The 27000-nt window shown below is 75.5% G+C and carries 22 protein-coding genes, 1 tRNA gene and 4 pseudogenes; 13 read left to right on the top strand and 14 right to left on the bottom strand.

From position 1 onward, the window contains the following. Positions 1-516: 516 nt before the first annotated feature. Positions 517-732 (top strand): annotated as a pseudogene (locus tag ACFQ9Z_RS00935) (hypothetical protein); the annotation flags it as partial. A gap of 44 nt (positions 733-776) precedes the next feature. Here ACFQ9Z_RS00935 and selD read toward each other — a convergent pair. Then, the gene (gene selD / locus ACFQ9Z_RS00940) at positions 777-1787 is read right to left on the bottom strand and encodes a selenide, water dikinase SelD (RefSeq protein WP_383009233.1); all 1011 of its coding nucleotides are present in this window, start codon (positions 1785-1787) and stop codon (positions 777-779) included. A 35-nt stretch (positions 1788-1822) separates the two neighbouring features. Here selD and ACFQ9Z_RS00945 point away from each other — a divergent pair. Further along, positions 1823-1915: transfer RNA gene (locus ACFQ9Z_RS00945), tRNA-Sec, on the top strand. Positions 1916-1950: 35 nt separating this feature from the next. On the opposite strand, the pseudogene ACFQ9Z_RS00950 reads toward ACFQ9Z_RS00945, so the two are convergent. From ACFQ9Z_RS00950 to ACFQ9Z_RS00980, 7 genes and pseudogenes are all read right to left on the bottom strand, one after another. After that, positions 1951-3690: pseudogene (locus ACFQ9Z_RS00950) on the bottom strand (SelB C-terminal domain-containing protein); the annotation flags it as partial. Between the two features lie 5 nt (positions 3691-3695). Further along, positions 3696-5132, bottom strand: coding sequence for an L-seryl-tRNA(Sec) selenium transferase (gene selA, locus ACFQ9Z_RS00955; protein WP_383009235.1), 1437 nt, complete (start codon positions 5130-5132; stop codon positions 3696-3698). A gap of 102 nt (positions 5133-5234) precedes the next feature. Further along, positions 5235-5822 (bottom strand): annotated as a pseudogene (locus tag ACFQ9Z_RS00960) (MASE1 domain-containing protein); the annotation flags it as partial. Continuing rightward, positions 5768-6298, bottom strand: a pseudogene (locus ACFQ9Z_RS00965) (PP2C family protein-serine/threonine phosphatase); the annotation flags it as partial. The pseudogenes ACFQ9Z_RS00965 and ACFQ9Z_RS00960, both read right to left, overlap by 55 nt. Positions 6299-6396: 98 nt before the next feature. Beyond that, the gene (locus ACFQ9Z_RS00970) at positions 6397-6717 is read right to left on the bottom strand and encodes a hypothetical protein (RefSeq protein WP_383009237.1); all 321 of its coding nucleotides are present in this window, start codon (positions 6715-6717) and stop codon (positions 6397-6399) included. An 88-nt stretch (positions 6718-6805) separates the two neighbouring features. Beyond that, entirely contained in the window at positions 6806-7498 is a 693-nt protein-coding gene (locus tag ACFQ9Z_RS00975; protein WP_383009239.1) for an alpha/beta fold hydrolase, read from the bottom strand. A gap of 79 nt (positions 7499-7577) precedes the next feature. Next, positions 7578-8786 carry a hypothetical protein gene (locus tag ACFQ9Z_RS00980; protein ID WP_383009241.1) on the bottom strand — a complete coding sequence of 403 codons (1209 nt, stop codon included), beginning with the start codon at positions 8784-8786 and terminating at the stop codon, positions 7578-7580. Positions 8787-8952: 166 nt separating this feature from the next. On the opposite strand from ACFQ9Z_RS00980, the gene ACFQ9Z_RS00985 reads away from it, so the two are divergent. Further along, the gene (locus ACFQ9Z_RS00985; protein ID WP_383009243.1) at positions 8953-10404 is read left to right on the top strand and encodes a glyceraldehyde-3-phosphate dehydrogenase; all 1452 of its coding nucleotides are present in this window, start codon (positions 8953-8955) and stop codon (positions 10402-10404) included. 429 nt (positions 10405-10833) lie between these two features. Here ACFQ9Z_RS00985 and ACFQ9Z_RS00990 read toward each other — a convergent pair whose 3' ends face one another. Continuing rightward, positions 10834-11787, bottom strand: a complete 954-nt coding sequence (locus ACFQ9Z_RS00990) for a LysR family transcriptional regulator (RefSeq protein WP_383009245.1) — start codon at positions 11785-11787, stop codon at positions 10834-10836. 204 nt (positions 11788-11991) lie between these two features. On the opposite strand from ACFQ9Z_RS00990, the gene ACFQ9Z_RS00995 reads away from it, so the two are divergent. Both ACFQ9Z_RS00995 and ACFQ9Z_RS01000 read left to right on the top strand, forming a co-directional pair. After that, the gene (locus ACFQ9Z_RS00995) at positions 11992-12561 is read left to right on the top strand and encodes a TetR/AcrR family transcriptional regulator (RefSeq protein WP_383009247.1); all 570 of its coding nucleotides are present in this window, start codon (positions 11992-11994) and stop codon (positions 12559-12561) included. 40 nt (positions 12562-12601) lie between these two features. After that, a complete protein-coding gene (locus ACFQ9Z_RS01000; protein ID WP_383009250.1) occupies positions 12602-13789 on the top strand; it encodes a GDSL-type esterase/lipase family protein in 1188 nt (395 codons plus the stop codon). An 8-nt stretch (positions 13790-13797) separates the two neighbouring features. On the opposite strand, the gene ACFQ9Z_RS01005 is transcribed toward ACFQ9Z_RS01000, so the two are convergent. Both ACFQ9Z_RS01005 and ACFQ9Z_RS01010 read right to left on the bottom strand, forming a co-directional pair. Next, complete coding sequence (locus ACFQ9Z_RS01005) at positions 13798-14523, bottom strand: class F sortase (RefSeq protein ID WP_383009252.1); 726 nt, start codon at positions 14521-14523, stop codon at positions 13798-13800. Between the two features lie 119 nt (positions 14524-14642). Next, complete coding sequence (locus ACFQ9Z_RS01010) at positions 14643-15374, bottom strand: hypothetical protein (RefSeq protein ID WP_383009256.1); 732 nt, start codon at positions 15372-15374, stop codon at positions 14643-14645. A 345-nt stretch (positions 15375-15719) separates the two neighbouring features. Between ACFQ9Z_RS01010 and ACFQ9Z_RS01015 the strand changes: the two genes are divergently transcribed. From ACFQ9Z_RS01015 to ACFQ9Z_RS01045, 7 genes are all read left to right on the top strand, one after another. Continuing rightward, positions 15720-16778 (top strand): hypothetical protein, encoded by a 1059-nt coding sequence (locus ACFQ9Z_RS01015; RefSeq protein ID WP_383009258.1) that lies wholly within the window; start codon positions 15720-15722, stop codon positions 16776-16778. A gap of 72 nt (positions 16779-16850) precedes the next feature. Beyond that, the gene (locus ACFQ9Z_RS01020; protein WP_383009260.1) at positions 16851-17726 is read left to right on the top strand and encodes a hypothetical protein; all 876 of its coding nucleotides are present in this window, start codon (positions 16851-16853) and stop codon (positions 17724-17726) included. 360 nt (positions 17727-18086) lie between these two features. Next, positions 18087-18923 (top strand): fructosamine kinase family protein, encoded by an 837-nt coding sequence (locus ACFQ9Z_RS01025; protein WP_383010275.1) that lies wholly within the window; start codon positions 18087-18089, stop codon positions 18921-18923. Between the two features lie 158 nt (positions 18924-19081). Then, positions 19082-19273 carry a putative ATP-grasp-modified RiPP gene (tgmA, locus tag ACFQ9Z_RS01030; RefSeq protein WP_143634121.1) on the top strand — a complete coding sequence of 64 codons (192 nt, stop codon included), beginning with the start codon at positions 19082-19084 and terminating at the stop codon, positions 19271-19273. A gap of 17 nt (positions 19274-19290) precedes the next feature. Then, the gene (tgmB, locus tag ACFQ9Z_RS01035; RefSeq protein WP_383009263.1) at positions 19291-20268 is read left to right on the top strand and encodes an ATP-grasp ribosomal peptide maturase; all 978 of its coding nucleotides are present in this window, start codon (positions 19291-19293) and stop codon (positions 20266-20268) included. Positions 20269-20303: 35 nt separating this feature from the next. Next, the gene (locus ACFQ9Z_RS01040) at positions 20304-21194 is read left to right on the top strand and encodes a Gfo/Idh/MocA family protein (RefSeq protein WP_383010277.1); all 891 of its coding nucleotides are present in this window, start codon (positions 20304-20306) and stop codon (positions 21192-21194) included. Positions 21195-21519: 325 nt separating this feature from the next. Next, positions 21520-22626, top strand: coding sequence for a PP2C family protein-serine/threonine phosphatase (locus ACFQ9Z_RS01045; protein ID WP_383009265.1), 1107 nt, complete (start codon positions 21520-21522; stop codon positions 22624-22626). Positions 22627-22659: 33 nt separating this feature from the next. On the opposite strand, the gene ACFQ9Z_RS01050 is transcribed toward ACFQ9Z_RS01045, so the two are convergent. Together ACFQ9Z_RS01050 and ACFQ9Z_RS01055 are read right to left on the bottom strand one after the other, a co-directional pair. Further along, complete coding sequence (locus ACFQ9Z_RS01050) at positions 22660-23100, bottom strand: Lrp/AsnC family transcriptional regulator (RefSeq protein ID WP_383009267.1); 441 nt, start codon at positions 23098-23100, stop codon at positions 22660-22662. 20 nt (positions 23101-23120) lie between these two features. Then, entirely contained in the window at positions 23121-24470 is a 1350-nt protein-coding gene (locus ACFQ9Z_RS01055; RefSeq protein WP_383009269.1) for a transaminase, read from the bottom strand. Positions 24471-24768: 298 nt separating this feature from the next. On the opposite strand from ACFQ9Z_RS01055, the gene ACFQ9Z_RS01060 reads away from it, so the two are divergent. After that, positions 24769-25236 carry a hypothetical protein gene (locus ACFQ9Z_RS01060; protein ID WP_383009271.1) on the top strand — a complete coding sequence of 156 codons (468 nt, stop codon included), beginning with the start codon at positions 24769-24771 and terminating at the stop codon, positions 25234-25236. Positions 25237-25369: 133 nt separating this feature from the next. Here the strand turns inward: ACFQ9Z_RS01060 and ACFQ9Z_RS01065 are convergent, their stop codons facing one another. Beyond that, positions 25370-26899: a helix-turn-helix domain-containing protein gene (locus ACFQ9Z_RS01065; protein WP_383009273.1), complete on the bottom strand. Its 1530-nt coding sequence runs from the start codon at positions 26897-26899 to the stop codon at positions 25370-25372. Between the last annotated feature and the right edge of the window lie 101 nt (positions 26900-27000).

The raw sequence follows: 27000 nt of genomic DNA on the forward strand, positions 1-27000 counted from the left end.
CCCACTTCTGCGCCCTCCGACAAAGCAGGCGGCCGGCCGCCGTGACTTCGCGAACGGATGCGCCCGCCCGGGTGTAGGGCATGCGAACCGGGGTATCCGGAGGAGTTCGGCACACCTCTTACCGGCGCCTGCCGGCGGCGCTCGCGCGAGGTGCCACGGCCGTCGGGGGGCCGTTTCGGGCGCTCCGAAGGAGGGCAACCGTGCCACGCTCGAGACAGGGCACACCAGAGCCCGGCCCGCCTCCGCGCCCGCGCCGTCAGCGGGGCGAGGGCTGACCGAGGAGAGGCTGCGCCATGACTCCGGACCACGACGGCACGACGGGCGCAGGAGCGTCGCACGGGCATCTGCTGTACGGCCCCCAGCGGGCACGTACCACCTGGGGCGGCTCGTCCGGCGGAAGCTCGCCGGCTCCACCGACGAGATGGACCGGCCCGTGCTCGACCTGGCCTGGGACTACCCGACGAAGGGCCCGATCGCCGAGCCCGACGCCGAGGCCGTGCTGGCCGGGATCAACGGCCACGACGCTGGGGTCCGAACGGCTACAGCACCGGGGACGCCGCGAACGAGCTGCTGCACCTGTCCCTGGACCCGAACACGCACATCCACGAGACGAAGGCGTTCGCCGTGGACATCCGGCCGGGGCCCCGTCCGCGGGGTCCGGCGTCGCTGGAGCTGGTGCGGCCCTACCGGGCCCGGGCGGGCATCGACGAGCACACCGGGACCGAGCCGTAGGACGGCCGGGGGCCGCGGCGGGCAGGCGGGCCCCGGCGGGCGGCTCAGCGGAGCACGATCGAGTGGTCGCCGCGGGGCACCAGCTCCCCCACCACCGGTGCTCCGGGCACCTCGCCCGCGACGAGCAGTCCGCCCGAGGTCTGGGCGTCCGCCAGCAGCAGCCGGGTGTCCGCGTCCGTCGCGCCGAAGTCGGTGTGCGGCGCGACCCACTCCAGGTTGCGCCGGGTCCCGCCGCTGACGTAGCCGTCCCGCACGGCCTCCCGGGCGCCGTCCAGGTACGGCACCGCGGCCGTGTCCAGCACTGCGGTCACGTCCGAGGCCCGGGCGAGCTTGTGCAGATGGCCGAGGAGCCCGAAGCCGGTGACGTCGGTGGCGCAGGTCGCCCCGGCGGCCAGGGCGGCGGCGGCGGCGTCCCGGTTCAGCGCCGTCATGGTGGCGATCGCCTGCTCGAACCGCTCCCCGGTCGCCTTGTGCCGGTTGTTCAGCACTCCCAGGCCGAGCGGTTTGGTCAGCGACAGCGGCACGCCGGGGCGGCCGGCGTCGTTGCGCAGCAGCCGGGCGGGGTCGGCGAGACCGGTGACGGCCATGCCGTACTTGGGTTCCGGGTCGTCCACGCTGTGCCCGCCGCCGACGTGGCAGCCGGCCTCGGTGGCGATGTCCAGACCGCCGCGCAGCACCTCGCGGGCCAGCTCGAAGGGGAGCCGGTCGCGGGGCCAGGCCAGCAGGTTGACGGCGAGGACCGGCCGGCCGCCCATGGCGTAGACGTCGGACAGCGCGTTGGCGGCGGCGATGCGCCCCCAGTCGTAGGGGTCGTCGACGACGGGGGTGAAGAAGTCGGCGGTGCACACCATGGCCGTGTCCTGCCCGGGGAGCGTGACGACGGCCCCGTCGTCCCCGGTGGCGAGGCCCACCAGCAGCGGGCTGTCGCCGCCGGACAGCGGCGCGCCGAGGCCGCTGACGACCTCCTCCAGCTCACCCGGCGGGATCTTGCAGGCGCAGCCGCCGCCGTGGGCGAACTGCGTGAGGCGTACGGAGGCTTGGCGGGTCGGCGTCATACGTGTCTCCTGGGGCACTAGCCTGGTCGGGCGGTGGAGGCGTGTGGGTGCCTGGTGGCCCTCCCGGTCTTCAAAACCGAGGTGCCCGAGGATCTCGGGCAGGCGGGTTCGATTCCCGTCCGCCTCCGCTCCCCCGCCCGGGCCGGCAGCGGCGTCGCTGGTCGTCGACGCGTTCCGTGTGCCCCTGGGCGTCCAGGTACTCCAGCAGCGGCACGGCGACCCTGCGCGTGGTGTCCAGGGCCTGCCGGGCCTGGCTCAGCGTGAACGGCTGCGGCAGCCGGCGCAGTACGGCCGCGGCCTCGGTGTCCGCCCCGGGCAGCAGCACGATCCCGTCGGCGATCCGCAGCAGGGCGCCCGCGGCAACGGCGGCGGCCAGCGGCTTGCGGGTCAGGCCGAGCCCGGTCAGCCGGTCGGCCTCGGGCGCGCGGAAGGGCGTTCGTTCCAGGTCCCCGCGCACGGCGTCGACGGCCGCCCGCACGGCCGGGGGCAGGACGGGCCGGGTGCCCTCGGTGCCGTACAGCCGCCCCTGGTGGTCGCGGAGCCCGGGCGCGGCCCGCACGAGGGCGTCCACCAGGGCGCGGTCGGGCAGGCCCAGCAGCCGGCGGGCCGCCTCGGCGGGCAGGCCGGGTTCCAGCGGGTGCGAGCGGGCGTGCCGGGCGACCTCGGCGGCCAGCCGGTCCCCGAGGGCCTTCCAGTGCGTGCCGTCGGCGAGCCAGTCACCGGCGACGGGCCCGGCCGGGAGCGGGGCGCCCATGGCGAGCAGGTCACCACCCCGGACGAGCCCCCGGCGGCGCAGTTCGGCGGCGCCGTCGGGGCGCCCGGTCATCCCGGCCAGCTCGGCCGCGCGGGCCCGGCCGGCGCCGCGCCGGTTCAGCCGGGGCGGGCGCACGTCGAGGACCGTGACGCCGCAGGGGACGCGGCTGCCGCCGGGTTCGCGGAGCACCGCGCGGTCGCCGATCCGCAGGGGCAGTTCACGGTGCAGGGTGAGCCGGGCGGTGTCCTCGCCCAGCGGACGGACCGTCACCGGGACGGCGGCCGTGCCGATGTGCAGGGTGACCGAACGGGGCAGGTCGCCGACGGGCTCGCCCGCGACCCGGACGTCCGCGACGCCGGTCGTGAGCCAGCGGTCCGGGGTCAGCAGCGCCTGCCCGCGCCCCAGCCGGCCGGCCGCCGGGCCGTGCACGTTGACGGCAACCCGGGCCACCGCGCCGGCCTCCGCCCGCTCCTCGTGCAGGGTCTGCAGGCCGCGCACCCGCAGTACGTCCCCGTCCCCGGTGACCAGCCGGTCGCCGAGGCGCAGGGTGCCCGCGCCGAGCGTGCCGGTGACCACGGTGCCGTGCCCGCGCACTGTGAACGCACGGTCCAGCCACAGGCGTACGTCGGCCTCGGCGTCGGGGACGGGCAGCGCGGCGGCCAGCCGGACCAGTTCGGCGCGCAGGTCGTCCAGTCCGGCGCCGGTGACGGCGCTGACCGCCACGGACGGCACCTTGCCGAGGGAGGTGGCGGCGAGCCGTCCGACGGCGTCCGCGCGGACCGGTTCGGGGTCGGCGAGGTCGCCGCGGGTGACCGCGAGGACGGCGTGCCGGACGCCGAGCGCGTCGAGGATCGCCAGGTGCTCCTGCGACTGGGGCTGCCAGCCCTGGTCGGCGGCGACGACGAACAGCACGGCGGGCACCGGGCCGGCGCCGGCGAGCATGGTCGCGACGAAGCGCTCGTGCCCGGGCACGTCGACGAAGGCGAGGTGCTCCCCGGCCGGTTCGAACCGCGTCCACACGAAGCCGAGGTCGAGGGTCAGGCCCCGGCGGCGCTCCTCCGCGTAGCGGTCGGGTTCCATGCCGGTGAGCGCCCGTACCAGGGTCGACTTGCCGTGGTCGACGTGGCCGGCGGTGGCGAGGACGTGCATGCCGTCTACCTCTCCGCGGCCGGGCGGGCCGCCCGCACGGCACCGGCCAGCGGCTCGTCGTCCTCCGGTGGCACGGCCCGCAGGTCGAGCAGGCAGCGCCCGCCCTCCAGCCGGCCGACCACCGGCACCCGGCCGGTGCGCAGCGCCACGGCGTACGGCTCGGGCAGCGACAGCGCGGCGCTGGGCAGGGTGACTCCGGGCGCCCCTCCCCCGCCGACCGTGGCGGTGCCGGCGACGGCCCGCGCGTCGATCCCGTCGGCGGCAAGGGCGGCGGCGAGCCGGGCGGCGCGGTCCCCGAGCCGGTCCGGGTCGGCGGTGAGGGCGGCGGCCGTGGGGGTGGGCGGGCCGGTGAGCGTGGCCTCCAGGGCGGCCAGGGTGAGTTTGTCGACGCGCAGGGCGCGGGCCAGCGGGTGCCGGGCCAGGGCGCGCACCAGGTCCGTCCGGCCCAGCAGCAGGCCGCACTGGGGGCCGCCGAGCAGTTTGTCGCCGCTCGCGGTGACCAGGGCGGCCCCGGCGCGCAGGGCCGTCGCGGCGTCCGGTTCCTCGGGCAGGCCGGGGTGCGGGGCGAGCAGTCCTGAGCCGATGTCGACGACCACGGGCACGCCCAGCCCGGCGAGTTCGCCGACCTCCGCTGCACGGGTGAACCCGGTGACGCGGAAGTTGGACGGGTGCACCTTCAGGATGAAGCCGGTCTCCGGTCCCGTAGCGGCGGCGTAGTCGGCGGCGGTGGTGCGGTTGGTGGTGCCGACCTCACGGAGCCGGGCGCCGGTGGAGACGAGCAGGTCGGGCAGGCGGAAGCCGTCGCCGATCTCCACCATCTCGCCCCGGCTGACGACGATCTCCCGGCCGGCCGCCAGGGCGGTGGCGGCGAGCGCGAGCGCGGCGGCGCCGTTGTTGACGACGTGCACGCCGCCGGCGTCGGGCACGCGGGCGGCCAGGGCGGCCAGGGCGGAACGGCCGCGCCGGGCCCGCACGCCGGTCGCCAGGTCGAGTTCGACGTCCGTGGGTCCGGCGGCCGCCGCCACGGCCTGGCGGGCCGCCTGCGACAGCGGCGCCCGGCCGAGGTTGGTGTGCAGCAGGACACCGGTCGCGTTGATCACCGGGCGGAGCCCGCCGGCCGTGCCGGGGAGCAGGGCGACGGCGGTGTCCAGCACCCGCTCCGGGGCGATGCCGCCTTCCCGCGCCCGGTCCTGCGCCCGCCGGATCGCCCCTTTGACCACATCGTCCCCGAGCCGCCGCGCGGCCCCGGCGAGCAGCGGGTCGCGCAGCAGCACATCGGTACGCGGGATCCGGCGCCGCGCATCGCCGCCACCCCGGGGTCCGGCCGAGGCCGCCGGTGCGGGCGCGTCCGGGCGTCCGGGGGGACCGGCCGGGACACCGGAGCCGTGCCCGCTCGGGTCCGGGTTCCGGTCGTCCGTGCCGGGTGCCACCCGTCGTTCCATGCCGCCCCTGTTCCTCAGGCCCTGCCGTGCCCGTGCCGGCCTCTCCATCGTCTCCCAGTGCCCTCGCCCGGCCGCTCGACACGCCGGGCGGAGCCGGCCGTGTCACCGGTCGCCGCCGGGTTCCCGCGGCCGGTCGCCGGCGTGCGGGGGCGGCCGGGGCGGCGGCGCGTCGCCCGCGGTGAGGTGCGCCAGCACCTCGACCAGTTCCCGGCAGGCCTGTTCGACGGAGCGCCGGGTGTTGCGCTGTTCGGTGATCACGGCGGACAGCAGCAGCGCGGTGAGCGCCGTCGCCCCGTTGAAGGCCTGGAGTTTCGCCATGACCTCGATGCGGTTCAGCCCCGCGAAGGCGCCGACGGCGTCCGTCGCCGCGACGGTGGCGAGCACGGACGTGAGCAGGACGCACAGCATGCCGCCCACGAGCTGGAAGCGCAGCGCGGCCCAGATGATCAGCGGACAGACGAGGAAGAGCAGGCTGATCGAGCTGTACGTGGCCAGCGGCACGATGGTGCAGGCCACCAGGGCGAGCGCGGTGGCCTCCTTCCAGCGTCCCAGCGACGGCGACCAGCGGGTGCGCAGAAGCAGCAGGAACGGGGTGACGATCACGACGCCCATGGCGTCGCCCACCCACCAGGCCAGCCATACCGCCCAGAACCCGTGCGGGGCCAGTTCGCCGGTGAGGACGAGCCGGCCCGCGCGCTCTCCATGACACCGGTGACCGGGTCGAGCCGCATGAAGCTGCAGGTGGCGAAGAGCTCGACGCCCAGCGAGAGCAGCAGCCCGATGGTCCGGGCGAGGACCTCGGCCGGCTCGGTGCTGACGGAGGCGAGGGCCCGCAGCGCGGTCCGCGCCTGGCCCATGAAGGCGGCGGCCTCGATGTTGTGGCCCTGCACGTCGCCGATGGACAGCCCGATGCCGCCGTCGGGCAGGACGAAGGCGTCGTACCAGTCGCCGCCCACGTTGAGACCGTGGCAGGCGGGTGTGTAGCGCACGGCCAGGTGCGGGCCGGGTGCGGTGGGCAGGTCCGGCGAGAGCATGCCGCGCTGCAGGGCGATGGCCAGTTCGACCTGGGCGCGCCGCAGCTCCGCGCGCTCGCGCGCCTGGGCGGTGAGCATCCCGAGCCGGACCAGCAGTTCGTCGCCGTCGTCCGTGGAGGGCTTACGGAACATCGATCACATCCGGCTGGGCGGCACCCTTAGGCAGAATACCTAGATTTTACCCTTTCGTGGCGGTTCGCCGCAGGGCAGGGGCCGCCCGGTCCGCACCGTCAGCGGACCTCGGAGTCGATACCCGTGACGACCGCGGGTCCCAGCGGCGCCGTCCGCTCGTCCAGGCCCGCGCCGCGCAGCGCGGAGTCCGCCATCCGGCGGGCCTCCTCCTCGGCGTGCGGCCCGGAATCGGCCTCGACGGTCAGACGGAGGGTGAAGGTGTTGTCCTCGTTGACGTTGAGCATGTCCAGATCCTCGGTACTGCCCATCCGCGTGGTGTGCGGATCGGCGGGCCGGAGCTGCCTGCTCAGCCGCGCACGGGCCTCGTCCCCGACTCCCGTCGTGAAGGTACCGGGCACGGTGATGACGTAGGTCGTCATGACGATCCTTTCCTCGGACCTACCCCGCCTACCCCGATTCCGGGGCTTCGCACGGCGCGCCGCCCCCTCCGCCGGCGGCGGACCGAAGTCAGACCCATCCGTCCAGGGCGGTCATGAAACCCTCGAAGTCGTCCCGGTAGAGGGTGTGCCCGGCGCCCGGCACCCTGCGCACCTCGAAGCCCCGCCGCGTCAGCTCGCCTTCCATCGCGGGCGGTACGAGGCTGTCGGCGCCGGCCAGCACCACCAGCGACGGCACCACCGGGCGCGCCGGGGTGCGGCTGACCGCGTAGGTGTCGGGCAGGGCCTGGGCGGTGGCCGCGTCCCAGTCGGCGATGGTCGCCAGCTCCACGTCCACGTCGGCCTCCTCCCAGCGCGGGTTGAAACCCCTGATGACGGTGCGGGTGACGTGCTTGAAGTCGGCGAAGTGGGCGGCGGCCGACACCGCGTGCCCGCCGAGCTCCCACGCCGGATCGCAGTAGACGGCCCGCTTCGGCGCCAGCCGCTCCACGGCGAGGGCGAGGGCCATACCGCCGAGCGAGTGGCCGATCGCCAGCTCGGGGCGGTCCGGCAATGTCTCCACCAGGTCGTCCGCCCACGGACCGGCTCCGTACTCACCCCGGCCGCTCGCGCCGTGCCCGCGCAGGTCGACGCCGATGACCCGGTAGCCCCGGTCAGCGAGCACCGGCGCGACCCGGCGCCAGGTCCGGTGGTCGGACATGATCCCGTGGATCAGGACCGCGATCCGCTCTCCGGTCCCCCACTCGCGGGTGTGCAGTCTCATCGGCTGGCCTCTCTCGTCCGGGCGCCGCAGGATCCTGCCACCGAACCGGCGCCCGATCCACCGCGCCGGCCGGCGCGGCTCACAGCGGGGAGTGCGCCATCACGGTCACGTAGGCGCCGTAGAGCAGCGACACGACGGTCAGGGCGCCGCCCACCAGCAGGGCGCGGGCGGGTCGCACCCGCCAGGTGCGGGCGAGGGCGCGGGCGGGCGGGATCAGCAGCGGGAAGGCCGGCAGCAGGAAGCGGGGCTTGGAGGAGAAGGAGCCCGAGCCGCCCAGCACCAGCAGCACCAGGACCCCGGCGAACACCACCAGGACCAGCGGGGCCCGGTCCAGGCAGAGCAGCCCGAACAGCACGACGCCGGTCAGCACGAGCATCAGCGCGACGGGGTAGACGACGCCTCCGCCGTACCGGAACAGCATCCGGAGGAAGCGCACGGCGCCGGCGCCGAAGTCGAAGCGCGAGTCCCAGGCGCTCTGGACCGTGAAGTAGCCCCGGAACAGGTCGCCGGTCCGGGCGCCCACCCACAGCACGTAGCCGAGCCAGCCCAGTGGGGCGAGAAGGGCGCCGGCCCAGAGGGTGAGCGGCACCCGTCCGCGCCGCCGCAGCAGTTCGAGCGCGGCGGCGACGCCCACGGCCGCGGCCACGGCGAACCCGGTCGGCCGGGACAGTCCGGCCAGCGCGGCGAGCGAACCGGCCCACAGCCAGCGGCCCTTGAGCACGCAGTACAGGGACCAGACAGCGAGCGCGGCGAACAGGGACTCGGTGTAGGCGATGGTCAGCTCGACGGAGTGCGGCAGGACGGCCCACAGGGCGACCAGGGCGGTGGCGGCGGTACGGCCGTAGAGGTGGTGGCCGATCAGGTAGAGGCCGTACGCGGCCACGCCCGCGGCGGCCCAGGCGACCGTCAGCGCGGCCTGCCCGGGGGTGCACGGCAGCACCGTGAGCGCGGCCCGCACCAGCCACGGGTACAGGGGGAAGAAGGCCCAGTCGGTCTGCACGGCGCCGGCCGGACTGATCCAGATCAGGCGCCCGTAGCCGTGGGCGGCGATGTGCAGGTACCAGCGGGAGTCCCAGGAGTGGGCCAGGCTCCTGGTCAGGGGGTGTCCGGCGAGGTGGTCGGCGGTTATCACGACGAGGATCCCGGCGAACCTGACCGCCGCGAACAGCGCGAGGGCGGCGGGGGCGCCCTCGGGCATCCGGTGCCGGACCGCCAGGGGCAGCCGCGTTCCGCGGACGGGACCGGACGGCGCGGCCGGCTCGGGCCGGGGGACGGAAGACGTGCTCACGCCCCGACCTTGGTCACCCCGGTACGGGGGTGCAAAGCGCGACCCGCGTGTCCCGGCCTGTTCCACCCTGATTCAGGAACCGTGGAGGGCCCCGTCCGGGGCCCCGGAGAGATCGAAGTAGGGTGTGGTTACCATATGAGCGCTGCCTAGCTCGAAAGATAGATCTGTGACTGTCAACGACGACTCGTTCACCAACTGGATGCACCGCGAGGAAATCGCGGAGTCCATGATCCCGATCATCGGAAAGCTGCACCGCGAGCGGGACGTGACCGTCCTGCTGCACAGCCGCTCCCTGGTGAACAAGTCGGTGGTCAGCATCCTGAAGACGCACCGCTTCGCCCGGCAGATAGCCGGCGAGGAGCTGTCGGTCACCGAGACCATGCCGTTCCTCCAGGCCCTGACCACCCTCGACCTCGGGCCCTCCCAGATCGATCTCGGCATGCTGGCCGCCACCTACAAGGCCGACGACCGCGGCCTGAGCGTGGCGGAGTTCACCGCGGAGGCGGTCGCCGGCGCCACCGGCGCCGACAAGATCGAGCGCCGCGAGCCGCGCGACGTCGTCCTGTACGGCTTCGGCCGCATCGGCCGCCTCGTCGCCCGGCTGCTGATCGAGAAGGCCGGCTCCGGCAACGGTCTGCGGCTGCGTGCCATCGTCGTGCGCGGCGGCGGCTGTGCCGCCGGGGATCTCGTCAAGCGCGCCTCGCTGCTGCGCCGCGACTCCATCCACGGCCAGTTCCAGGGCACCATCACGGTGGACGAGGCCGGCAGCACGATCGTGGCCAACGGCAACGCGATCAAGGTCATCTACGCCGACGACCCGTCGCACGTCGACTACACCGAGTACGGCATCCGGGACGCCATCCTCATCGACAACACCGGCAAGTGGCGCGACCGCGAGGGCCTGTCCAAGCACTTGCGCCCCGGCATCGACAAGGTCGTGCTGACCGCGCCCGGCAAGGGCGACGTCCCGAACATCGTGCACGGCGTCAACCACGACACCATCAAGCCCGACGAGCAGATCCTGTCCTGCGCGTCCTGCACCACCAACGCGATCGTCCCGCCGCTGAAGGCCATGGACGACGAGTACGGCGTGCTGCGCGGCCACGTGGAGACCGTCCACTCGTTCACCAACGACCAGAACCTGCTGGACAACTACCACAAGGCCGAGCGCCGCGGCCGCTCCGCACCGCTCAACATGGTGATCACCGAGACCGGTGCAGCCTCGGCCGTGGCGAAGGCGCTGCCCGACCTCAAGGCGCCGATCACCGGCAGCTCGATCCGCGTCCCGGTGCCGGACGTGTCGATCGCGATCCTCAACCTGCGGCTCGCCCGCGAGACCACCCGCGAGGACGTCCACGACTACCTGCGGGAGGTGTCGCTGACCTCGCCGCTCAAGCGCCAGATCGACTTCACCACGGCGCCCGACGCGGTCTCCAGCGACTTCATCGGCTCGCGCCACGCCTCGATCGTGGACGCCGGCGCGCTCAAGGTCGACGGCGACAACGCGATCCTGTACCTCTGGTACGACAACGAGTTCGGCTACTCCTGCCAAGTCGTGCGGGTCGTCCAGCACGTCTCGGGCGTGGAGTACCCGACGTACCCGGCGACGGCGGTCTGACGCCCGAGCGAGCGCCCGGCGGGCGCCGGCCGGCACCCCGGTCGGCGCCCGCCGTGCGCTCGCGGTCAGGCCGTCGGGGGCCGGGCACGTGCGCTCGGCCCGCGGCGCACGCGGTGAGCCGGTGCGCTGCAGGGGGGTGTCCAGGCGCGGGAAGCAGTCCCGGCGCACCGCCCCTGGCGGCGACGGCTTGTGGCGCGGCGCACGGCGCCGCGTGCCCATGACCTCCCGGCGCCTCGGAGCGGCACCCGCCCCGCCCCGCCGCTGGGGCCTGTCCGACGATTCCCGCCGGGCCCGCGACGCCTGACACCGCACCTCGCCGCGTCGTCGGGTACGCCCAGGTACATCCACCAGTACGAGGGCGACCCTCCGCCTTGCGATGCACGGCACCAGACGCCGCGGGCTGATCCGACGCGAATCGTCAGACAGGCCCTAGCCCCCGGCGATGCTCCAGGTGCGTGCGGCCCACGCCCTCAAGTGCGGTGCTCCCGCGACGAGTTCGCGATAGGCGCCGGTGGCCGACTGCATCAGCACCTCCACGGTGTCGTCCCCGACCGCCTCGGCGCGCCAGGCCAGCACATAGCGGCACCACAGCGGCGACCCCGCCAGCGGCTTCACCGCGACGTGCGGGATCGGGCGCAGGGTGGGCTGCACCAGGGACACGCCGAGCCCGTCGGCGATCATGCTCTGCAGCTGCGTCTGGTCCCCGAGGAACTCGTGCACGGTGACGGGTGCGAACCCGGCCGCGGCGCAGGCGTCGTAGAACACCCCGGGCCAGCCGGCCCCGTCGTCCGGGGTGACGAACCACGGGTCCTCGGCCAGGTCGGCGAGCTGCACCTGGGCGCTCTGACGCAGGCGGTGCCGCGCGGGCAGCGCGACGAACGTCGGCTCGGTGACGATGCCCCGGTGGCGCACGGCGGGCGAGTGCGCCAGTTCCCGGCCCGGGTAGTCGGCGGCTATGGCCGCGTCGACCGTTCCCTCCTCCAGCAGCTCCACGATCCGCGACGAGGCGTAGACGCTGGTGAGGGCGACGGACAGGTCCGGCAGCCGGGTGCGGACCCGGGACACGGTGCCCGAGAGCATGGGCGAGTTGGTCGCGGCGACGCGCAGGGTCCGGGCCGGCCGGGCGGCGGGCGGCCGGTGGCCGATGGCGTCGGCGCGCGCCAGGACGTCCCGGGCCTGGGCGACCACCTCGGCGCCGTACGGGGTGGGCCGCACCCCGCCGGCCCCGCGCTCGAAGAGCGGCTCGCCCAGGTGGCGCTCGATGCGCCGGAGCTGGGTGCTGACGGCGGGCTGCGAGTAGCCGAGCTGCGTGGCGGCGCGGCCCACGCTGCCCGCGTCCGCGACCGCGCACAGCACCCGCAGGTGCCGAAGCTCCAGCTCCATCGGCCCACTCCCGTCCCACCCTCGACCCGGCCCGCTCGATTGTCCACCCCGCCGGACCGGGGCGCCCACCACCTCCCCCGACCCGGGCCCACCGCATCCCGCGACCCGCGGCCGCCCGCGCCGACCCTCGGCCACAGGCGTTACCCGTTTGCCTAAACATATTAGGCCCAGCCATAATCCATTCAGGCGAAGAGGAGGAAGCTGATGGTGCGCGCAGGTCTGACCACGGAGCGTCTGGTCCGGGCGGGGGCGGAGCTGGCCGACGAGGTCGGCTTCGACCGGGTGACGGTGTCGGCGCTGGCCCGGCGCTTCGACGTCAAGGTGGCCAGCCTGTACTCGCACCTGAAGAGCTCCCAGGACCTGAAGACCCGTATCGCCCTGCTCGCGCTCGAGGAACTCGCCGACCGGGCAGCCGAGGCGCTGGCCGGCCGGGCCGGCAAGGACGCCCTGCGCGCCTTCGCGGACGCCTACCGCGACTACGCCCGCGAGCACCCCGGCCGCTACCAGGCGGCGCGCTTCCGGCTAGACCCGGAGACGGCCGCCGCGAGCGCCGGCGGCCGGCACGCGCAGATGACGCGGGCGATCCTGCGCGGCTACGACCTGACGGAGCCGGACCAGACCCACGCGGTCCGGCTGCTCGGCAGCGTTTTCCACGGCTACGTCGATCTGGAGGCGGCCGGCGGCTTCAGCCACAGCGCCCCCGACTCCCAGCAGTCATGGACCCGGATCCTGGACGCCCTCGACGCGCTGCTGCGCGACTGGCCGACCCCCTGAACCCCACTCCCGGTACGACGAGTACGACAAGGCTCCCGCGATGACCTCCACCACGTCCGACTGGATCACCACCCCGCTCACCGCCGGCCTCGTGCGCGGCGCCCTCGACCTGGAACGCACCGAGCGCGGACTGCTGCCGCACCGGCTGCCCGCCCGGGCCCGGGCCCAGTGCGCCGATCCGCAGCTTCACATGGCGGAGTCTCAGCCCTCCGGCGTACGGCTGGCGCTGCGCACCCGCGCCACGGCCGTCGAACTCGACACCCTGCCCACCAAACGCGTCTACACCGGTGCCCCGCCGCGCCCGGACGGCGTGTACGACCTGCTCGTGGACGGGCGCCCGGCCGGCCGCGCCATCGCCGCCGGCGGCGACACCCTGACGGTCGACATGGCCACCGGCGCGACCGAGCGGCGGCCCGGTCCGGTCGCCACCGTGCGCTTCACCGGCCTCCCGGACGAGGTCAAGGACGTCGAGATCTGGCTGCCGCACAACGAGACCACCGAACTGGTCGCGCTGCGCACCGACGCGCCCGTCGAACCGGCGCCCGACCGGGGCCGCGCGGTGTGGCTGCATCACGGCAGCTCGATCAGCCACGGCTCGGACGCCGCGACCCCCACCACCACCTGGCCGGCGCTGGCCGCCTCGCTCGGCGGGGTGGAGCTGATCAACCTGGGCCTCGGCGGCAGCGCTCTGCTCGATCCGTTCACCGCACGCGCACTGCGCGACACGTCCGCCGATCTGATCAGCGTCAAGCTCGGCGTCAACCTGGTCAACACGGATCTGATGCGGCTGCGGGCCTTCGGGCCGGCCGTCCACGGCTTCCTCGACACCGTCCGGGAGGGGCACCCGGGCACCCCGCTGCTCGTGGTCTCGCCGGTCCTGTGCCCCATCCACGAGGACACGCCGGGCCCGAGCCTGCCCGACCTGTCCGCCCTGAGTTCGGGACGGCTGCGGTTCCGTGCCGCCGGGGACCCGGCGGAGGTCGGGCAGGGCAAGCTCACCCTGCGCGTCGTCCGGGAGGAACTGGCCCGGATCGTGCGGGAGCGGGCCGCCGACGACCCGCAGCTGCACTACCTCGACGGCCGTGAGCTGTACGGAGAGGCCGACTTCGCCGAACTGCCGCTGCCCGACGGCCTCCACCCGGACGCCGCCGCCCACCGCCGGATCGGCGAACGCTTCGCCGCGCTCGCCCTCGCCCCCGGCGGCCCGCTCGGACGCGGGACCGGCTGACCGGCGCCTCACACCAGATGGGCGAAGACGACCAGGTTGTCCTTGTAGTCCCGGACCGTGTGGTCGTAGTCCCCGGCGCAGGTGATGAGCCGGACCTCGGGGCGGTCGGCGTCGGCGTACACGCGGTCGCTGGGGAAGGCGTCCTTGGCGTAGGTCTCCGTGTCGTACACGACGAACTCCGCCTTCCGCCCGTCCGCCCGGTCGACGCTGAAGCGGTCGCCGCGCCCCAGCTCGTAGAGGTTGGCGAAGACGGCCGCCGACGTCACCGTGTCCACGTGACCGGCGAGGATCGCGGTGCCCTTCTCGCCGGGCGTGACGCCGTCGGCGTACCAGCCGACCAGGTTGGTGTCGGCCGCCGGCGGCGGCCGGAGCTGACCGTTGGAGGCGAGCGCGAGGGGGACGAAGGGGGCGTCCACGGAGATCTTCGGGATGACCAGACGGGTCGGCGTGGCGCGGGGCAGCGCGCGGTCGGCCTCGTCCGTGCCGGTGGGCTCCGGGTCCGGCTGCTCGGTGCCGGCCGGCGCGCCGGCACTCACCTTGGTGCCGCCGGGCGCCTGCGGGACGTCGCCGTCGCCGCGGTGGCCGCCGAACACGCTCACGGCGATGAAGACGATCAGCACGCCCCACAGGGTCAGCCGCCCGCCGCGGCCGGCGCCCTGCGCGGCCGGGGCCTGTCCGGCGGGGGCCGGTGGCGCCGGGGAGGAGGAGTCCGGGGAAGAGGGGTCTGCTGCCATCGGACATCACCTCACTCGGGCACGGCAGCACGGGCGTCGGGTCTGGCTCCTCGGTGGGCGCGGGCCGCCGGCGCTGGGCACGCCGGCGGCGTCGCGGCCCTGGGAGGAGAGGTGGCCGGTCAGGACGCCGGCCCGGTGGCCTTCCTGCGGCGCATCGCGTACAGCCCGGTGGCGCCTACGGCGAGCACGGCCAGACCGCCCGCGGTGACCCCGGAAGAGGCGAGGGCGCCGCCTCCGGTGTGCATGCCGCCGTGCGGCTTGCCGTGGTCGCCGCCTTCCCTGCCGCCACCGTCCCGGCCGCCGTCCTCCCGGCCGCCGTCCTCCCGGCCGCCGTCCTCCCTGCCGCCGTCCTCCCGGCCGCCGTCCCGGCCACCGTCCTCCCTGCCGCCGTCCTCCCTGCCGCCGTCCTCCCTGCCGCCGCCGTCCCGCCCGCCGTCCTCCCTGCCGCCGTCCTCCTTGTCGCCGCCCTTGTCCTTGTCCCGGTAGGTCTCGGGGTCGAACCTGCTGTCGCCGCCCGAGCCCCAGTCGTCACCGCCCCGGACCGTGGCGAGCGCACCGCCGCCCGTGTGCATTCCGCCACGCGGGCCGCCGTGGCGGCGGCCACCGTCGTCCTCGCTGCTGTAGTCGTTGTCGTAGTCCTTGCCGGAACCCTTGCCGGATCCCCTGTCGCGGTCCCGGCCGGAACCCTTGTCGTGGCCGCTGTCGGAGTCGCTGTCGTGCTCCCTGCTGTACGAGGAGTCGTCCCGGCCGCCGCCGTCCGCGGCCGGGGCCGCCAGAGCGGCGCCGGGCGTGGCGAAGGCCAGGGCGGCGGAGGCGGCCGCCGTGGCGAGAAGAATGCGGGCAGAGCGCATATCGGTGTCCTTCCGCCGTGACCGGGCAGCGGATACGTCATCAGCTGAATGGACCCGGCCTCGACATGAACCACCGTCAGTCAGGCTCTTGCCGCGCACCATCCGGGCGGCCCAGCCGGGTCATCGAGCCACCCGTCTGCCCCAGCGACACGCCGGAGCACCCCCCGTCCGGGCCAGTGCGCGTCATCCGGCCGCGGGCAGGCCGGCCCGCCGGGCCGGCGCCGCCGTCCCCCTTCCGGGCCGATCCGGGCCCCGGCGGCGGTGGCATGCATGTCGGTGACCCGACGACCCATCACATGACGGCGGGAGCGCCGCTGCCCGGTCCGCCGAGAAGGGGGCCACGCCATGCCCCGCGTCACCCCGTCCGGCCGGCGCCCGGCCCACCGCCTTCTCGCGGCCGCGCTGGGCGCGCTGACCGGGGCCGCCGCGGTCGCGGCGCCGGCCCGGGCCGACGTGGGCGATGTGACGGTGCATCCGATCACGACCACCGCCGGCACGTACCCGGCCGGCATCACCGCGGGGCCGGACGGGGCGCTGTGGTTCGCCGGGTCGGGGACCGGCCGCATCGGGCGGGTCAGCACCGCGGGCGAGGTCACCGACTTCCCCGCCTCGGGCCCGGACAGCCTTCCCCTCGACATCACGGCCGGCCCCGACCGGGCGCTGTGGTTCACCGAGGCAAGGGCGAACCGGATCGGCCGGATCACCACCGCCGGCCGGCTCACGCGGTTCCCGGTGCCGACGCCGGACGCCTTCCCGGCGGGCATCGCGCCCGGGCCGGACGGCGCCCTGTGGTTCACCGAGCAGAACGGCAATCGGATCGGCCGGATCACCACCTCCGGCCGGATCACCGAGTACCCGGTGCCGACCCGGGACGCCTCCGTGCGCTCCATCGCGGCCGGCGCCGACGGCGCGCTGTGGTTCACCGAGGCGGCCGGCGGCAGGATCGGGCGGATCGGCGTCACCGGGCGGATCACCGAGTTCCCGCTCCCCCGCGACGCCGGTTTCCCCGACGCGATCGTCGCCGGGCCCGGCGGCATGTGGTTCACCGCGTCCGGCCGGGACCCGGTCGGCCGGATCGACCCCTCCGGCCGGCTCACCTGGTTCCGGCCGCCCGAGCCGGACAGCGGCCCGGCCGGCGTCACGCGCGGGCCCGACGGCCGGGTGTGGTACGCCGACCAGGCCGGCCGGATCGCACGGATCGACCCGGCCGGCACGATCACCACCTTCCCGGTGCCCGGCGGCGCCGACGGGGTGCCGTTCCGCGTCACCGCGGGTCCCGACGGCGGCGTGTGGTTCACCGAACTTCTCGGCAACGCCGTGGGACGGGTCGGGGTCCTGCCACGCCGACCCCGTCGCGGGCGTGGGCCCGTGCCGGCGCGGACGCCCGGAGGCCCCTTGTTATGACCGGCGTCATGGAGCAGGCTGGGCCACGGCCGGGCGGACGGCGGCCCGGCGGCGACGCGGCGGGAGGCAGCGGTGACGGACGGGACGGCGCGGGGGATGTGGCAGCGGTTCGAGCCGGTGCACGACCTGGTGTACTTCGCCCCCGAGGCGCGGCGGGCGGCGGACGGGCTCGGGATGCGCGGTTACTGGATGGGGTACTTCGCGCTGCGCGCTGCCCCGCTGGGTCCGGTGGCCCCCTGCGTGGTGACGAGTTCCTTCTACGTCTTCCACCCCGCCCGGGTCACCCGGGCGCTGCCCGACGCCTGGGGGTACGCGGGCCCCGCGGAGGTGCTGACGGCGCGCCAGGAGGCCATGGACGAGGCGATGACCCGCCTGTTCGGGGTGGAGGCGACCCGGTCCGGGACGTTCGCCGAGGCGGCCGACCTCGCGTGGGAGGCGGCGGCAGCGGCGGACACCACGGGCCGGGTGCTGGCGGCGGCGAACCAGGCGCTCCGCCGGCCCGGACGGGCGACCGCCCGGCTGTGGCAGGCGCTGACGACGCTGCGGGAACACCGGGGCGACGGGCATGTCGCGGTGCTGGTGAGCCTGGGCATCGGCCCGGTGGAGGCCATGGTGCTCAAGGCGGCCGCCGGGGAATCGGACGGGGCGTTCCTGCGCGAGACCCGCAAGTGGGAGCCGGCGGACTGGGCGGCCGCCGAACAGGCGCTGAGCGAGCGGGGGTTCCTCACCGCGGACGGTGCGCTCACCGGCGAGGGCGCCGCGGTCCGCGCGCTCGTCGAGCGGCGGACGGACGAGGCGGCCGAGCGGCCGTGGCGCGCGCTCGGCGCCGAGCGCACCGCGCGGCTCGCCGGACTGCTGGAGCCGCTGGCCCGCGCCGTCGGGGAGTCGGGGCTGCTGCCGCCCGGGAACCCGGTGGGACTGACGGTGCGGGAGGCCGTGGGCCGGTGACGGCCGCCGGACGACTCCGCGGGGGTACACGGGCCGGTGACGGCCGTCCCGTGACCGTGTAGAAGCCCACAGGCCGCTGACCGCCGCCGGGCGACCGCACGAAGGTCCACCGGGCGCCGCCGGCCACCGGACGTCCGCACGCCAGTACGCGGGCCGGTGACCGCCACCGGACGACCGCACGCAAGTACGCGGGCCGGTGACCGCCACCGGATGACGGCGCGACGGCGCGGGAGTCCGAGGGCCGACGCCCCCCGGAACCGGCTGAAACCGCCGGTACATCGGCCGAAGCGTCCTCAGAAGAGCCTCACGGAACGGTCGTACGCTGAGTCCGTGGTCGACCGAGACGAGGATCCAGGGCGGGTGGTGTCCCGGCTCACCGGGCGCCGGGTCACGGCTGCGCGGGCGGGGTCCGGGTCGCCGGCCGAGGTCACGCTCGAGGACGGGACGGTGGTGATGGTCAAGCGCGGTGACGCCCCCGGCGCCGTGCGCGCCGAGGTGGCCGGGCTGCGCTGGCTGGACGAGGCGGGCGCGGTGCGGGTGCCGGCGGTGCTCGGCCACGACGAGCGGTGGATGGTGACCGAGCGGGTGCCGGCCGGGCGGCCGGACGACAAGGCGGCGCTGCGTTTCGGCCGCGCCCTGGCCGCCCTGCACGCCGCCGGAGCGCCCGCGTTCGGCGCGCCGCCGCCCGGCGGGCCCGAGGAGGCCCGCATCGGCGCCGCACCCATGCGCAACACGCCGGCGGTCCGCTGGCCGGAGTGGTATGCCGGGCAGCGGGTGCTGCCGTACCTGCGTGCCGCGGTCGACGCCGGCGGCCTGCGGCACGAGGAGGCCGCGGTGATCGAGCGGGTCTGCGCGCGGCTGCCGGACCTGGCGGGGCCGGCCGAGCCGCCCGCCCGGCTGCACGGCGACCTGTGGAACGGCAATGTGCTGTGGGGCGCGGACGGGGAGGTACGGCTCATCGACCCGGCCGCGCACGGCGGGCACCGCGAGACCGACCTGGCGATGCTCCGGCTGTTCGGCTGCCCCCGGCTGGACCGGGTGCTGGCCGGCTACACGGAGGCCGCGCCCCTGGCGGACGGCTGGCGGGAGCGGATCGCCCTGCACCAGCTCTTCCCGTTGCTGGTGCACGTGGTGCTGTTCGGACGCGGATACGCCGGACAGGCCGTCGCCGCGGCGCGCGGGGCCCTGGCCGGATGAATCGGCGGCGCCTGGGCGCAGCCCCGCGGCCCCGGCTGGCGTCCTAGTAGCTGACGCCTGCGAACGGCCCTGCTCCTGACCGTGGTTACGGAGCGTAAGGAAACCAATCACCCGTTCGATTCGTATAAGGACGTGAAAGCCGAATCAGGGAGAGACCAATGCAACCGTTCACGCTCAACTACGCGCGCCCCGCTGTGCAGTTGGACGTCACCACTCCGTACGCGTACGACTCCGGACTGCAGTTGAACGTCCTCCCGGACGGGCGGATCGCCGCCGCCGACCACGCCACCCTGAGAGCGCTGGGGACGACGACCTCCACGGCGGGGTCCAAGACGCACTTCGACGACTGACCGCGGGCCCACCGAAGATGACCGTGCTCATCCTGACCAGTGAAGAGGACGTGACGGCGGACATGGTGGTGCTCCGGCTGGGCGAGGCCGGCGTGCCGGTGGTCCGGCTGGACCCCGCCGACCTCACCAACGGGGTCTCCCTGTCGGGGGAGTTCGTGCACGGCGCCAGTCGCGGGCACCTGTCCGTCGGCGGGCGCCTGGTGAGCCTGAGCGGCCTGCGCTCCGTCTGGGTGCGCAGGCCCGGGGAAGCGGCCGCCCGCGCCGCCCAGCCGTCCGCATGGCTGACGGAGGAATCCGCCCAGGCGCTGTACGGCATGCTGCGCTCCACCGGCGCACGCTGGATGAACCATCCGGACGCGGCCCGCCGCGCCCGGCACAAGCCGTGGCAGCTGCGGCTCGCGCAGGTCTGCGGCCTGGCCGTGCCGGCGACGCTGATCACGACCTTTCCGCAGGCGGCCCGGGAGTTCGCCGAGCGCTTCCCGGACCTGGTGGTCAAGCCGGTCTCCGGCGCGCACCCGCAGGAACCGCCCCGGGCGGTGCCCACCAGCCGGGTCGCGCCGGACGCCGACTTCACGGCCGTCGCCTTCGGCCCGACGCTGCTGCAGCGGCGGATACCCAAGCGGGCCGACATCCGGCTCACCGTCGTCGGCGACCGGCTGCTCGCCGCACGCAAGCCCGCCGATCCCGACGGCCACCCCGACGACGTGGACGTGCGCTTCGCGCCCTCGGTCTCGCCTTGGCTGCCGGCGGAGGTGCCGCCGCGGGTCGCCGAGGCCGTCCACCGCTATATGAAGGACGCCGAACTCGCTTACGGCGCTTTCGACTTCGCCGAGGACGCGGACGGGATCTGGTGGTTCCTGGAGTGCAACCAGTCGGGCCAGTTCGGCTTCGTCGAGATGGACACCGGCCAGCCGATCGCCGAGACCATCGCGCGCTGGCTGGCGGGCGGGGCGGCGGCGCCGGACCCGGGCGGTGACCGGGACGCCGCGTCGTGACGGCGCGGAGTACCGTCCGGAGGATGGAGGACAGCATGCGCATCGGACTGCTGGGAACGGGCCCCTGGGCCGAGGCGGCCCACGCCCCGGCCCTCGCCGGGCACCCCGGCCTGGACTTCGCCGGGGTGTGGGGCCGCCGCCCGGAGGCGGCAGCGGGACTGGCGGCCCGGTACGGCGTGCGGGCGTACGACGACGTGGACTCGCTGCTCGCCGACGTGGACGCGGTCGCGCTGGCGCTGCCCCCGTCCGTGCAGGCGGAGCTGGCGGTGCGGGCCGCGCGGGCGGGCCGCCATCTGCTGCTGGACAAGCCGCTGGCGGCGGGGGTGGCCGCGGGGCGGGCCGTCGTGGAGGCGGCGCAGCGGGCCCGGGTGGCCTCCGTGGTGTTCTTCACCACCCGCTTCCAGAAGGAGCCGGAGGCGTGGATCGAGGAGCAGGCCGCCACGACGGGCTGGTTCACGGCGCGGGGGCAGTGGCTGGGGGCGGTGTTCACCGGTGACAGCCCGTTCGCGAACTCTCCCTGGCGGCGGGAGAAGGGCGCGCTGTGGGACGTGGGACCGCACGCGCTCTCCCTGCTGCTGCCGGTGCTCGGCGATGTCCGGCAGGTGGCGGCCGCGGCCCACGGCCCCGCCGGCACCGTGCACCTGGTCCTCGAACACGCGACGGGCGCGACGAGCACGCTCACCCTGAGCCTGTCGGCCCCGCCCGCGGCGGCCGGGGCCGACCTCGAACTGCGCGGCGAGGCCGGGACGGCGGTGCTCCCGAGGAGCTCCGAGGGCGCGGTCCCCGCCCTCGCCCGCGCCGCCGACGCCCTGCTCACCGCGGCCCGCACCGGCCGCCCCCACCCCTGCGACGCCGCCTTCGGCCTCCGCGTCACCGAGATCCTCGCCTCGGCCGAGTCCCGCCTGACCGACCCGCTCCCCGACTAGTAGCCACCGGGGCCGGCGGGTGCGGTGAGCTGGTGGCGGCGGGGTGCGGCGGGCCGGTCGCGGCCGGGTGCGGTGGGCTGGGTGCGGTGAGCCGACGGCAGCCAGGTCCGGTGAGCCGGTGGTGACGGGGGGTGAGCCGACGGCAGCCAGGTCCGGTGAGCCGACGGCAGCCAGGTGCGGTGAGCCGGTGGTGACGGGGGTGCGGCCGGCCGGTGGTGACGGGGTGCGGCGGGCCGGTGGTGACGGGTCGACCCGCTGGGGCGGCGCGCCCGGTGCGCGGTCGCGGAGGGAGGTGGGGGCCCTGGGGGCGGCGTAGCGTGGGAACGTGACTTCGGTGCACGGCGGGGCGTCGCGTCGGGACGCGGAGGATCGTGGCTGGCTGCGGGGTGCGCCGCCGCCGCGGTGGGTGCGGATGCTGCCGGTGGCGCTGCTGGTGGCGGTGACCGCGGCCACGCTCGCCACGCCGGAGGCGCGGGATGTCGGGTTCCTGCTGGGCGCCATCCCGCCGCTCGCGGTCCTGTCGTACGGGCCGTGGGCCACGGCCGCGCTCGGCGGCGCGGTGGTGGTGGTGCTGAACGTGCCGGCCACGCATCTGAACCGCCCCGGCAACACCGACCTGCTCACCATCGCCTTCGTCGCCCTGCTGAGCGTGTTCGTGTCCTACGTGCGCAGTCACCGGGACGCCCAGCTCGCCGTGGAGCGGGCGATCGGGGAGGCCGTGCAGCGGGCGGTGATGCCGCCGCTGCCGGAGCGGGTCGGGCGGATCGGGTGCACCGGCTTCTACCGGGCCGCGCAGGACGGGACGCTGGTGGGCGGTGACTTCTTCGACGTGCGGGACGGCCCCGGCGGTGTCCGCGCGGTGATGGGCGACGTCCGGGGGCACGGCCTGGCGGCGATGGCGACGGTGGTGTCGCTGATGGGCGCGTTCCGGGAGGCGGCCCTCGACCAGCCTGACCTCGAGGGGGTCGCGGCCCGGATGGACCGCCGGCTCGCGGTCGACTCGGCGGGCGACGGGCAGACGGAGGTGTTCGCCACCGCCGTGCTGCTGGAGTTCACCGGTGACGGCGGCGCCGTGCGGGCGGTGGCCTGCGGTCATCCGCCGCCCGTGCTGCTGCACGCGGGACAGGCCCGCGAGGTGACGGTGACCCCGGGGCCGCCGCTCGGCATCGGGCTGGTCGGTCTCGATCCGCCGAAGGAGGTCACGCTCGTCCTCGCGCCGGGCGACCGGCTGCTGCTGGCCTCCGACGGGGTGTGGGAGGCGCGGAACGCCTCGGGCGCCTTCTACCCGCTGCCCGAGCGGCTCGCCCGCCTCGCCGGCGCCGGCCCGGCCGAACTGCCCGGGGCGGTGTGGGCGGACCTGGTCCGGCTGGGCTACGAGGTACGCGACGACGTCACCATGCTGGTGCTGACGCCCCGGCGTCCGCCCGCCTGACCGGCCGGGCGGCGCCGTGCCGCGTCGCGCCGGTCAGCCCACGTCCCACAGGAACCGGTGGGTGTGGATCCCGAAGTACGGGAAGGACTGGATCTCGCGGACGCCCTCGACGGGCCGGACCACGTCGTTGACGAAGTCCAGCAGGTCCTTGGGGCCGGGCGCCACCACCTCGGCGAACAGGTCGAAGCCGCCCGAGGTGAGCACCGAGTAGACCACCTCCGGGCGGGCGGCGAGCGCGTCGGCGACGGTGCGCGGGTCGCCGTCGACGCCGATGCCGAGCAGGGCCATCGCCTGCCCGCCCATGGCCATCGGGTCGGTGACGCCGACGACCTGGACGGCCTTGGAGTCCAGCAGGCGCTGCAGTCGCTGCCGGGCCGCGGAGGCGGACAGGCCGACCCTCGGGCCGAGGTCGGCGTAGGCGATGCGGCCGTCGGTCTGCAGCTCGCGCAGGATGGCGCGGTCGATCTCGTCCATCGGGTGCCGGCCGTCCTCTCTCACTCCGCCAGTTCGGCCAGGGCCGCGGCGAAGACCTCGGTGTGGGTGTCGACGTCCTGCTCCGTGGTGTCGGGGCACATGAGCGCCATGTTGTGGAACGGGGTCAGCAGGATGCCCCGGTTGGCGAGGTACAGGTGCAGGAAGTCCTCCAGCTCCGGGTCGGCGGCGCCCGCGGACTCGGTGCCGGTGCGGGGCGCCGGTGCGGCGAAACGGTACTCGGTGCGGGCGCCGAGCCGGCTGACCGACCAGGGCAGCCGGTGGGCCTCGATGCCGGTCCGGACGCCCGCCTCGAAGCGTTCGCAGAGCGCCGTCATACGGGCGAAGGCCTCGTCGGTGAGCACGTGTTCCAGGGTGGCGCGGGTCGCGGCGACCGACAGGGCGTTCCCGGCGAGGGTGCCGCCGACGCCGCCCATGTCCACCAGGTCGAGGTCGTCGCGGCCCAGCAGCCGGTCGGCCAGCTCGGCGGAGAGGCCGTACGCGCCGGCCGGGATGCCGCCGCCGATCGCCTTGCCGATGGTCAGCAGGTCGGGTTCGAGGCCCCAGGCGGCCGTGCAGCCGCCGGGGCCGGCGGAGAAGGTGTGGGTCTCGTCGTTGATCAGCAGCACGCCGTGGCGCCGGGTCAGCTCGCGGACGCCGGCGAGGTAGCCGGGCTCGGGCAGCACGATGCCGATGTTGGTGAGCGCGGGTTCCATGAGGACGGCGGCGACGTCGCCGTGGGCCAGCTCGCGTTCCAGTCCCTCCAGGTCGTTGAACTCGGCGACCCGGCTGGTCAGGGTGACGTCGCACGGCGCGCCGACGTTGCCGGGGCGGTCCGCGCCCCGGCCGTCGGGGCCGACGACGATCAGCGACTCGTCGACGCTGCCGTGGTAGCAGTAGCTGTTGACCAGGATCTTCGGGCGCCCGGTGACGGCCCGGGCGAGCCGGATCGCCCACCGGTTGGCGTCGGTCGCGGTCAGCGAGAAGCTCCAGCGGGCCAGGCCGAAGCGGCGGGTCAGCTCGGCGCCGACCCACTCGGCGTCCTCCGTGGGCAGCATGGCGGTGGCGCCGCCCAGCGTCGCGTACCGGTGCTGGACCGCCTCGGTGACCGGGGCCGGCGAGTGACCGGCCATGGCGCCCGTGTCACCGAGGCAGAAGTCGATGTACTCGTGCCCGTCCACGTCGGTGACCCTGGCCCCGCGCGCCCCGGCGAGGTAGCGGGGGAAGGCGCCGGCGGTCTTGTTCATCCAGGTCATCGGAACCCGGCCGAAGAGGTGGTCCGCTCCGGCGTAGGCGGCCCGTGAGCGCGGGTTGCGGCGTTCGGCCTCGGCGCTCTCGCGGGCCAGGAGGGCGTGCAGACGCGTGCGGTCCATGAAGTACCTCGTACGAGCTGGGCGACGGAACAGCGTGAGCGTACGACCGGAAGAAGAACTTCAGCAAGGTGGGACGCTCGAATCGATCGTCCCGGCAATCGATTCAGCTGTCGGCCGATGATGCGGCAGGGGGATGGCGAGCACACAGCGTCAAACGCCAGGCCGCGCCACCCCTTCCGCCAGATAGAAATATCTACCAACATGCATATGCCGGGTTGACGTGCGGACGCACCGAGTGCCCGGTCATGACCGTTTCCCGCGCCGGGGGCGGTCGAGCGCGGAGCACCCGGAGCAGTGCATGAGGAACGCGATGTGGATGCGGGGCGTGGAATGGCTCGCCGCGGCGGCGGCCGATCCGCGCGCCTGCAAGTGGCAGTGGGACCACGGCGACGGCATCTCGGTCCTGGAGGCGGGCCGCTTCTGGGACGTGCTGAGCGTGCCCGACCGGCTCGGCCTGCTCGCCCTCGACCTGCTGTGGCGGCCCTCGCTGCCCGTGCCCGGCCCGACCCTGGTGGACACCGCCGCCGGACGGATCGGGTTCTTCCTGCCGCCCGATCCGGCCGGCGGCTGGGTCGGCGCCGGGCTGCGGTACGCGAGCAAGGGGTCCTGGGTCGCCGTACCACCGCCGTACCGGCCCGCCCGTTCCCTGGAGTGGCTGGTTCCGCCCGACGGCACCGGCGCGCTGCACCCGCCCGGCACCCTGGAGGCGGCGCTGCGGCAGGCCAACGGCACGCTGGCGGTCACGGCCCCGATGTGCGGGCGGTAGCGGACCGCCCGCGGGAACGGGAGCGGGGCACCGACCGGTCCCCCGTGCCGGTCGTGCCCCGCGGACCTCCGACGTTACGCGCGGGAACCGGCGACGGGTACCGCGTCCGTGCGCGTCCCGCGGCGCCGGGGACTCACTCGTGCACAGCCGAGTCCGGTTGACCCCGGTTCGCCCCGCCGAGACCGGGAACGGTGAGGGCGCCGGTGGCCAGGTGGGCGAGGACGACCTCGTACAGGTCGCCGCCGCCGGCCAGCAACTGGCGTTCCAGCACGGGTTCGGCGGCCCGGACGTGTTCGCGCACGGTCTGCGCGTGGACCCCGAGTTCCCGTGCCGCGCGTTCGGCGTTGGCGTCGGCGGCGAGCCAGGCGCGCAGGGTGCGGCGCAGATCCCGGCCGTCGCCGTCCAGGCGGCCCAGGAGGTCCGCTGCCCAGCCGCGCAGCGCCGGCGGAGTGAGCAGGTCGCCGAACCGGACGCCGCCCGGCGGGTCCGGCTCGGTGCCGCCGGGGTCGTACGGCCCGCGTGCCGCCTCCGAGTCGAGCGCGAGCCGGACGGCGGCCCGGGTGGTGAGGCCGGCGAAGTCCGTGCCGGTCAGCGTCTCCACCCGGTCCATGCGGGCGCGGACGGTGTTGCGGCTGACGCCGAGCACCTTGGCCGCGCTCACCGCGGTGAACTCCAGACCGAGCCGCGTGGTGGCGAGGAGTTCGGCGCGGGTGTGGTGGGGCAGCGTGTCGAGGGGGCGCAGCACCGCGGCGGACCACGCGCGCAGCGCGTCCGGGTCCATGAGCCGCTCGGGGTGGGTGCGTTCGGCGTAGACGGCCGTCTGGTCGGGGCGGAAGCGGGCGACCGCGAGGGCGCTGACGGCCTGGCCGTAGGCGGTGGCGGTACGGGCGAGGCCCTGGCGCAGGCTGCCGCCGAGGAAGGTGCCGGGCCGGCCGTCGAGCAGGGACCGCAGCCGCTGCCCCGCCGCGGGTTCGGGACTGACGACGATGACATGACCGTCCACCGCGGGGCAGCGCACGACGAGCGCCCGGCCGCGGGTGGCCTCGGCGCAGGCGTCCGCGAGCGCGTCCCGTTCGGCGGGGGCGACCTCGACCACGTACACCCGGGCGGTGTCCGCCTCCAGCAGGCCCGGCCACAGACCCGCGGCGACCCTGCGGGCGGAGACGATGTCCTCGACCATCAGCAACTGCAGGATGGCGAGCCGCAGATCCGCCGTGGCCCGGCGCAGCCGGCGTCCGGCACGGGTCAGCTCCCGGTGCCGCAGCAGGAGTTCGAGCACGCCGGCGGCGCGGGTCACGAGCTCGGCCGCGCGCCGGTCGAAGGGGTCCGGGCGGGACACGGCCAGTACGGCGGCCGGCCCCTGTTCGCGGTGGCGTACCGCGACCATGCGCACGTGGTGCTCACCGTCGTCCAGGGCGGCCGCGGAGATCCGGCCGCCGCCCATGTCGGCGAGCACGGCGCCGTCCAGGGGCAGCGGCTCGCCCGCGAGGAGCCCGCCGTCGGCGTCCTGGAGGCACACCTCCGCCCGCAGGACCCGCCCGAGCCAGCCGGCGACCCGGTGCGGGTCACGGGCGGCGGGGCGCAGGTGGTCGAGGAGCTGCTCCGCCCAGTCGGCGGTGTACGGCTCCTCGGCGCGGGGGCCCTCGTCGGCTCGGCCGGCCACGTCGCGCCCCTCCTCGTTCTCGCGTTGACCTCGGGGGACGTGGACGTTACCCGATTGGCCGTTTCGCGCCGCCGGCGGTGCCGTGGACATGGCTCCGCCGG

The organism is Streptomyces sp. NPDC056580, from assembly GCF_042793175.1.
Taxonomy (GTDB): domain Bacteria; phylum Actinomycetota; class Actinomycetes; order Streptomycetales; family Streptomycetaceae; genus Streptomyces.

Bases quoted from the DNA above. Each gene is read 5' to 3' on its own strand.
- selD (WP_383009233.1), bottom strand. From the start codon at position 1,787: ATGACGCCGACCCGCCAAGCCTCCGTACGCCTCACGCAGTTCGCCCAC.
- selA (WP_383009235.1), bottom strand. From the start codon at position 5,132: ATGGAACGACGGGTGGCACCCGGCACGGACGACCGGAACCCGGACCCG.
- ACFQ9Z_RS00970 (WP_383009237.1), bottom strand. From the start codon at position 6,717: ATGACGACCTACGTCATCACCGTGCCCGGTACCTTCACGACGGGAGTC.
- ACFQ9Z_RS00975 (WP_383009239.1), bottom strand. From the start codon at position 7,498: ATGAGACTGCACACCCGCGAGTGGGGGACCGGAGAGCGGATCGCGGTC.
- ACFQ9Z_RS00990 (WP_383009245.1), bottom strand. From the start codon at position 11,787: ATGGAGCTGGAGCTTCGGCACCTGCGGGTGCTGTGCGCGGTCGCGGAC.
- ACFQ9Z_RS00995 (WP_383009247.1), top strand. From the start codon at position 11,992: ATGGTGCGCGCAGGTCTGACCACGGAGCGTCTGGTCCGGGCGGGGGCG.
- ACFQ9Z_RS01000 (WP_383009250.1), top strand. From the start codon at position 12,602: ATGACCTCCACCACGTCCGACTGGATCACCACCCCGCTCACCGCCGGC.
- ACFQ9Z_RS01005 (WP_383009252.1), bottom strand. From the start codon at position 14,523: ATGGCAGCAGACCCCTCTTCCCCGGACTCCTCCTCCCCGGCGCCACCG.
- ACFQ9Z_RS01010 (WP_383009256.1), bottom strand. From the start codon at position 15,374: ATGCGCTCTGCCCGCATTCTTCTCGCCACGGCGGCCGCCTCCGCCGCC.
- ACFQ9Z_RS01015 (WP_383009258.1), top strand. From the start codon at position 15,720: ATGCCCCGCGTCACCCCGTCCGGCCGGCGCCCGGCCCACCGCCTTCTC.
- tgmA (WP_143634121.1), top strand. From the start codon at position 19,082: ATGCAACCGTTCACGCTCAACTACGCGCGCCCCGCTGTGCAGTTGGAC.
- tgmB (WP_383009263.1), top strand. From the start codon at position 19,291: ATGACCGTGCTCATCCTGACCAGTGAAGAGGACGTGACGGCGGACATG.
- ACFQ9Z_RS01040 (WP_383010277.1), top strand. From the start codon at position 20,304: ATGCGCATCGGACTGCTGGGAACGGGCCCCTGGGCCGAGGCGGCCCAC.
- ACFQ9Z_RS01050 (WP_383009267.1), bottom strand. From the start codon at position 23,100: ATGGACGAGATCGACCGCGCCATCCTGCGCGAGCTGCAGACCGACGGC.
- ACFQ9Z_RS01055 (WP_383009269.1), bottom strand. From the start codon at position 24,470: ATGGACCGCACGCGTCTGCACGCCCTCCTGGCCCGCGAGAGCGCCGAG.
- ACFQ9Z_RS01060 (WP_383009271.1), top strand. From the start codon at position 24,769: ATGAGGAACGCGATGTGGATGCGGGGCGTGGAATGGCTCGCCGCGGCG.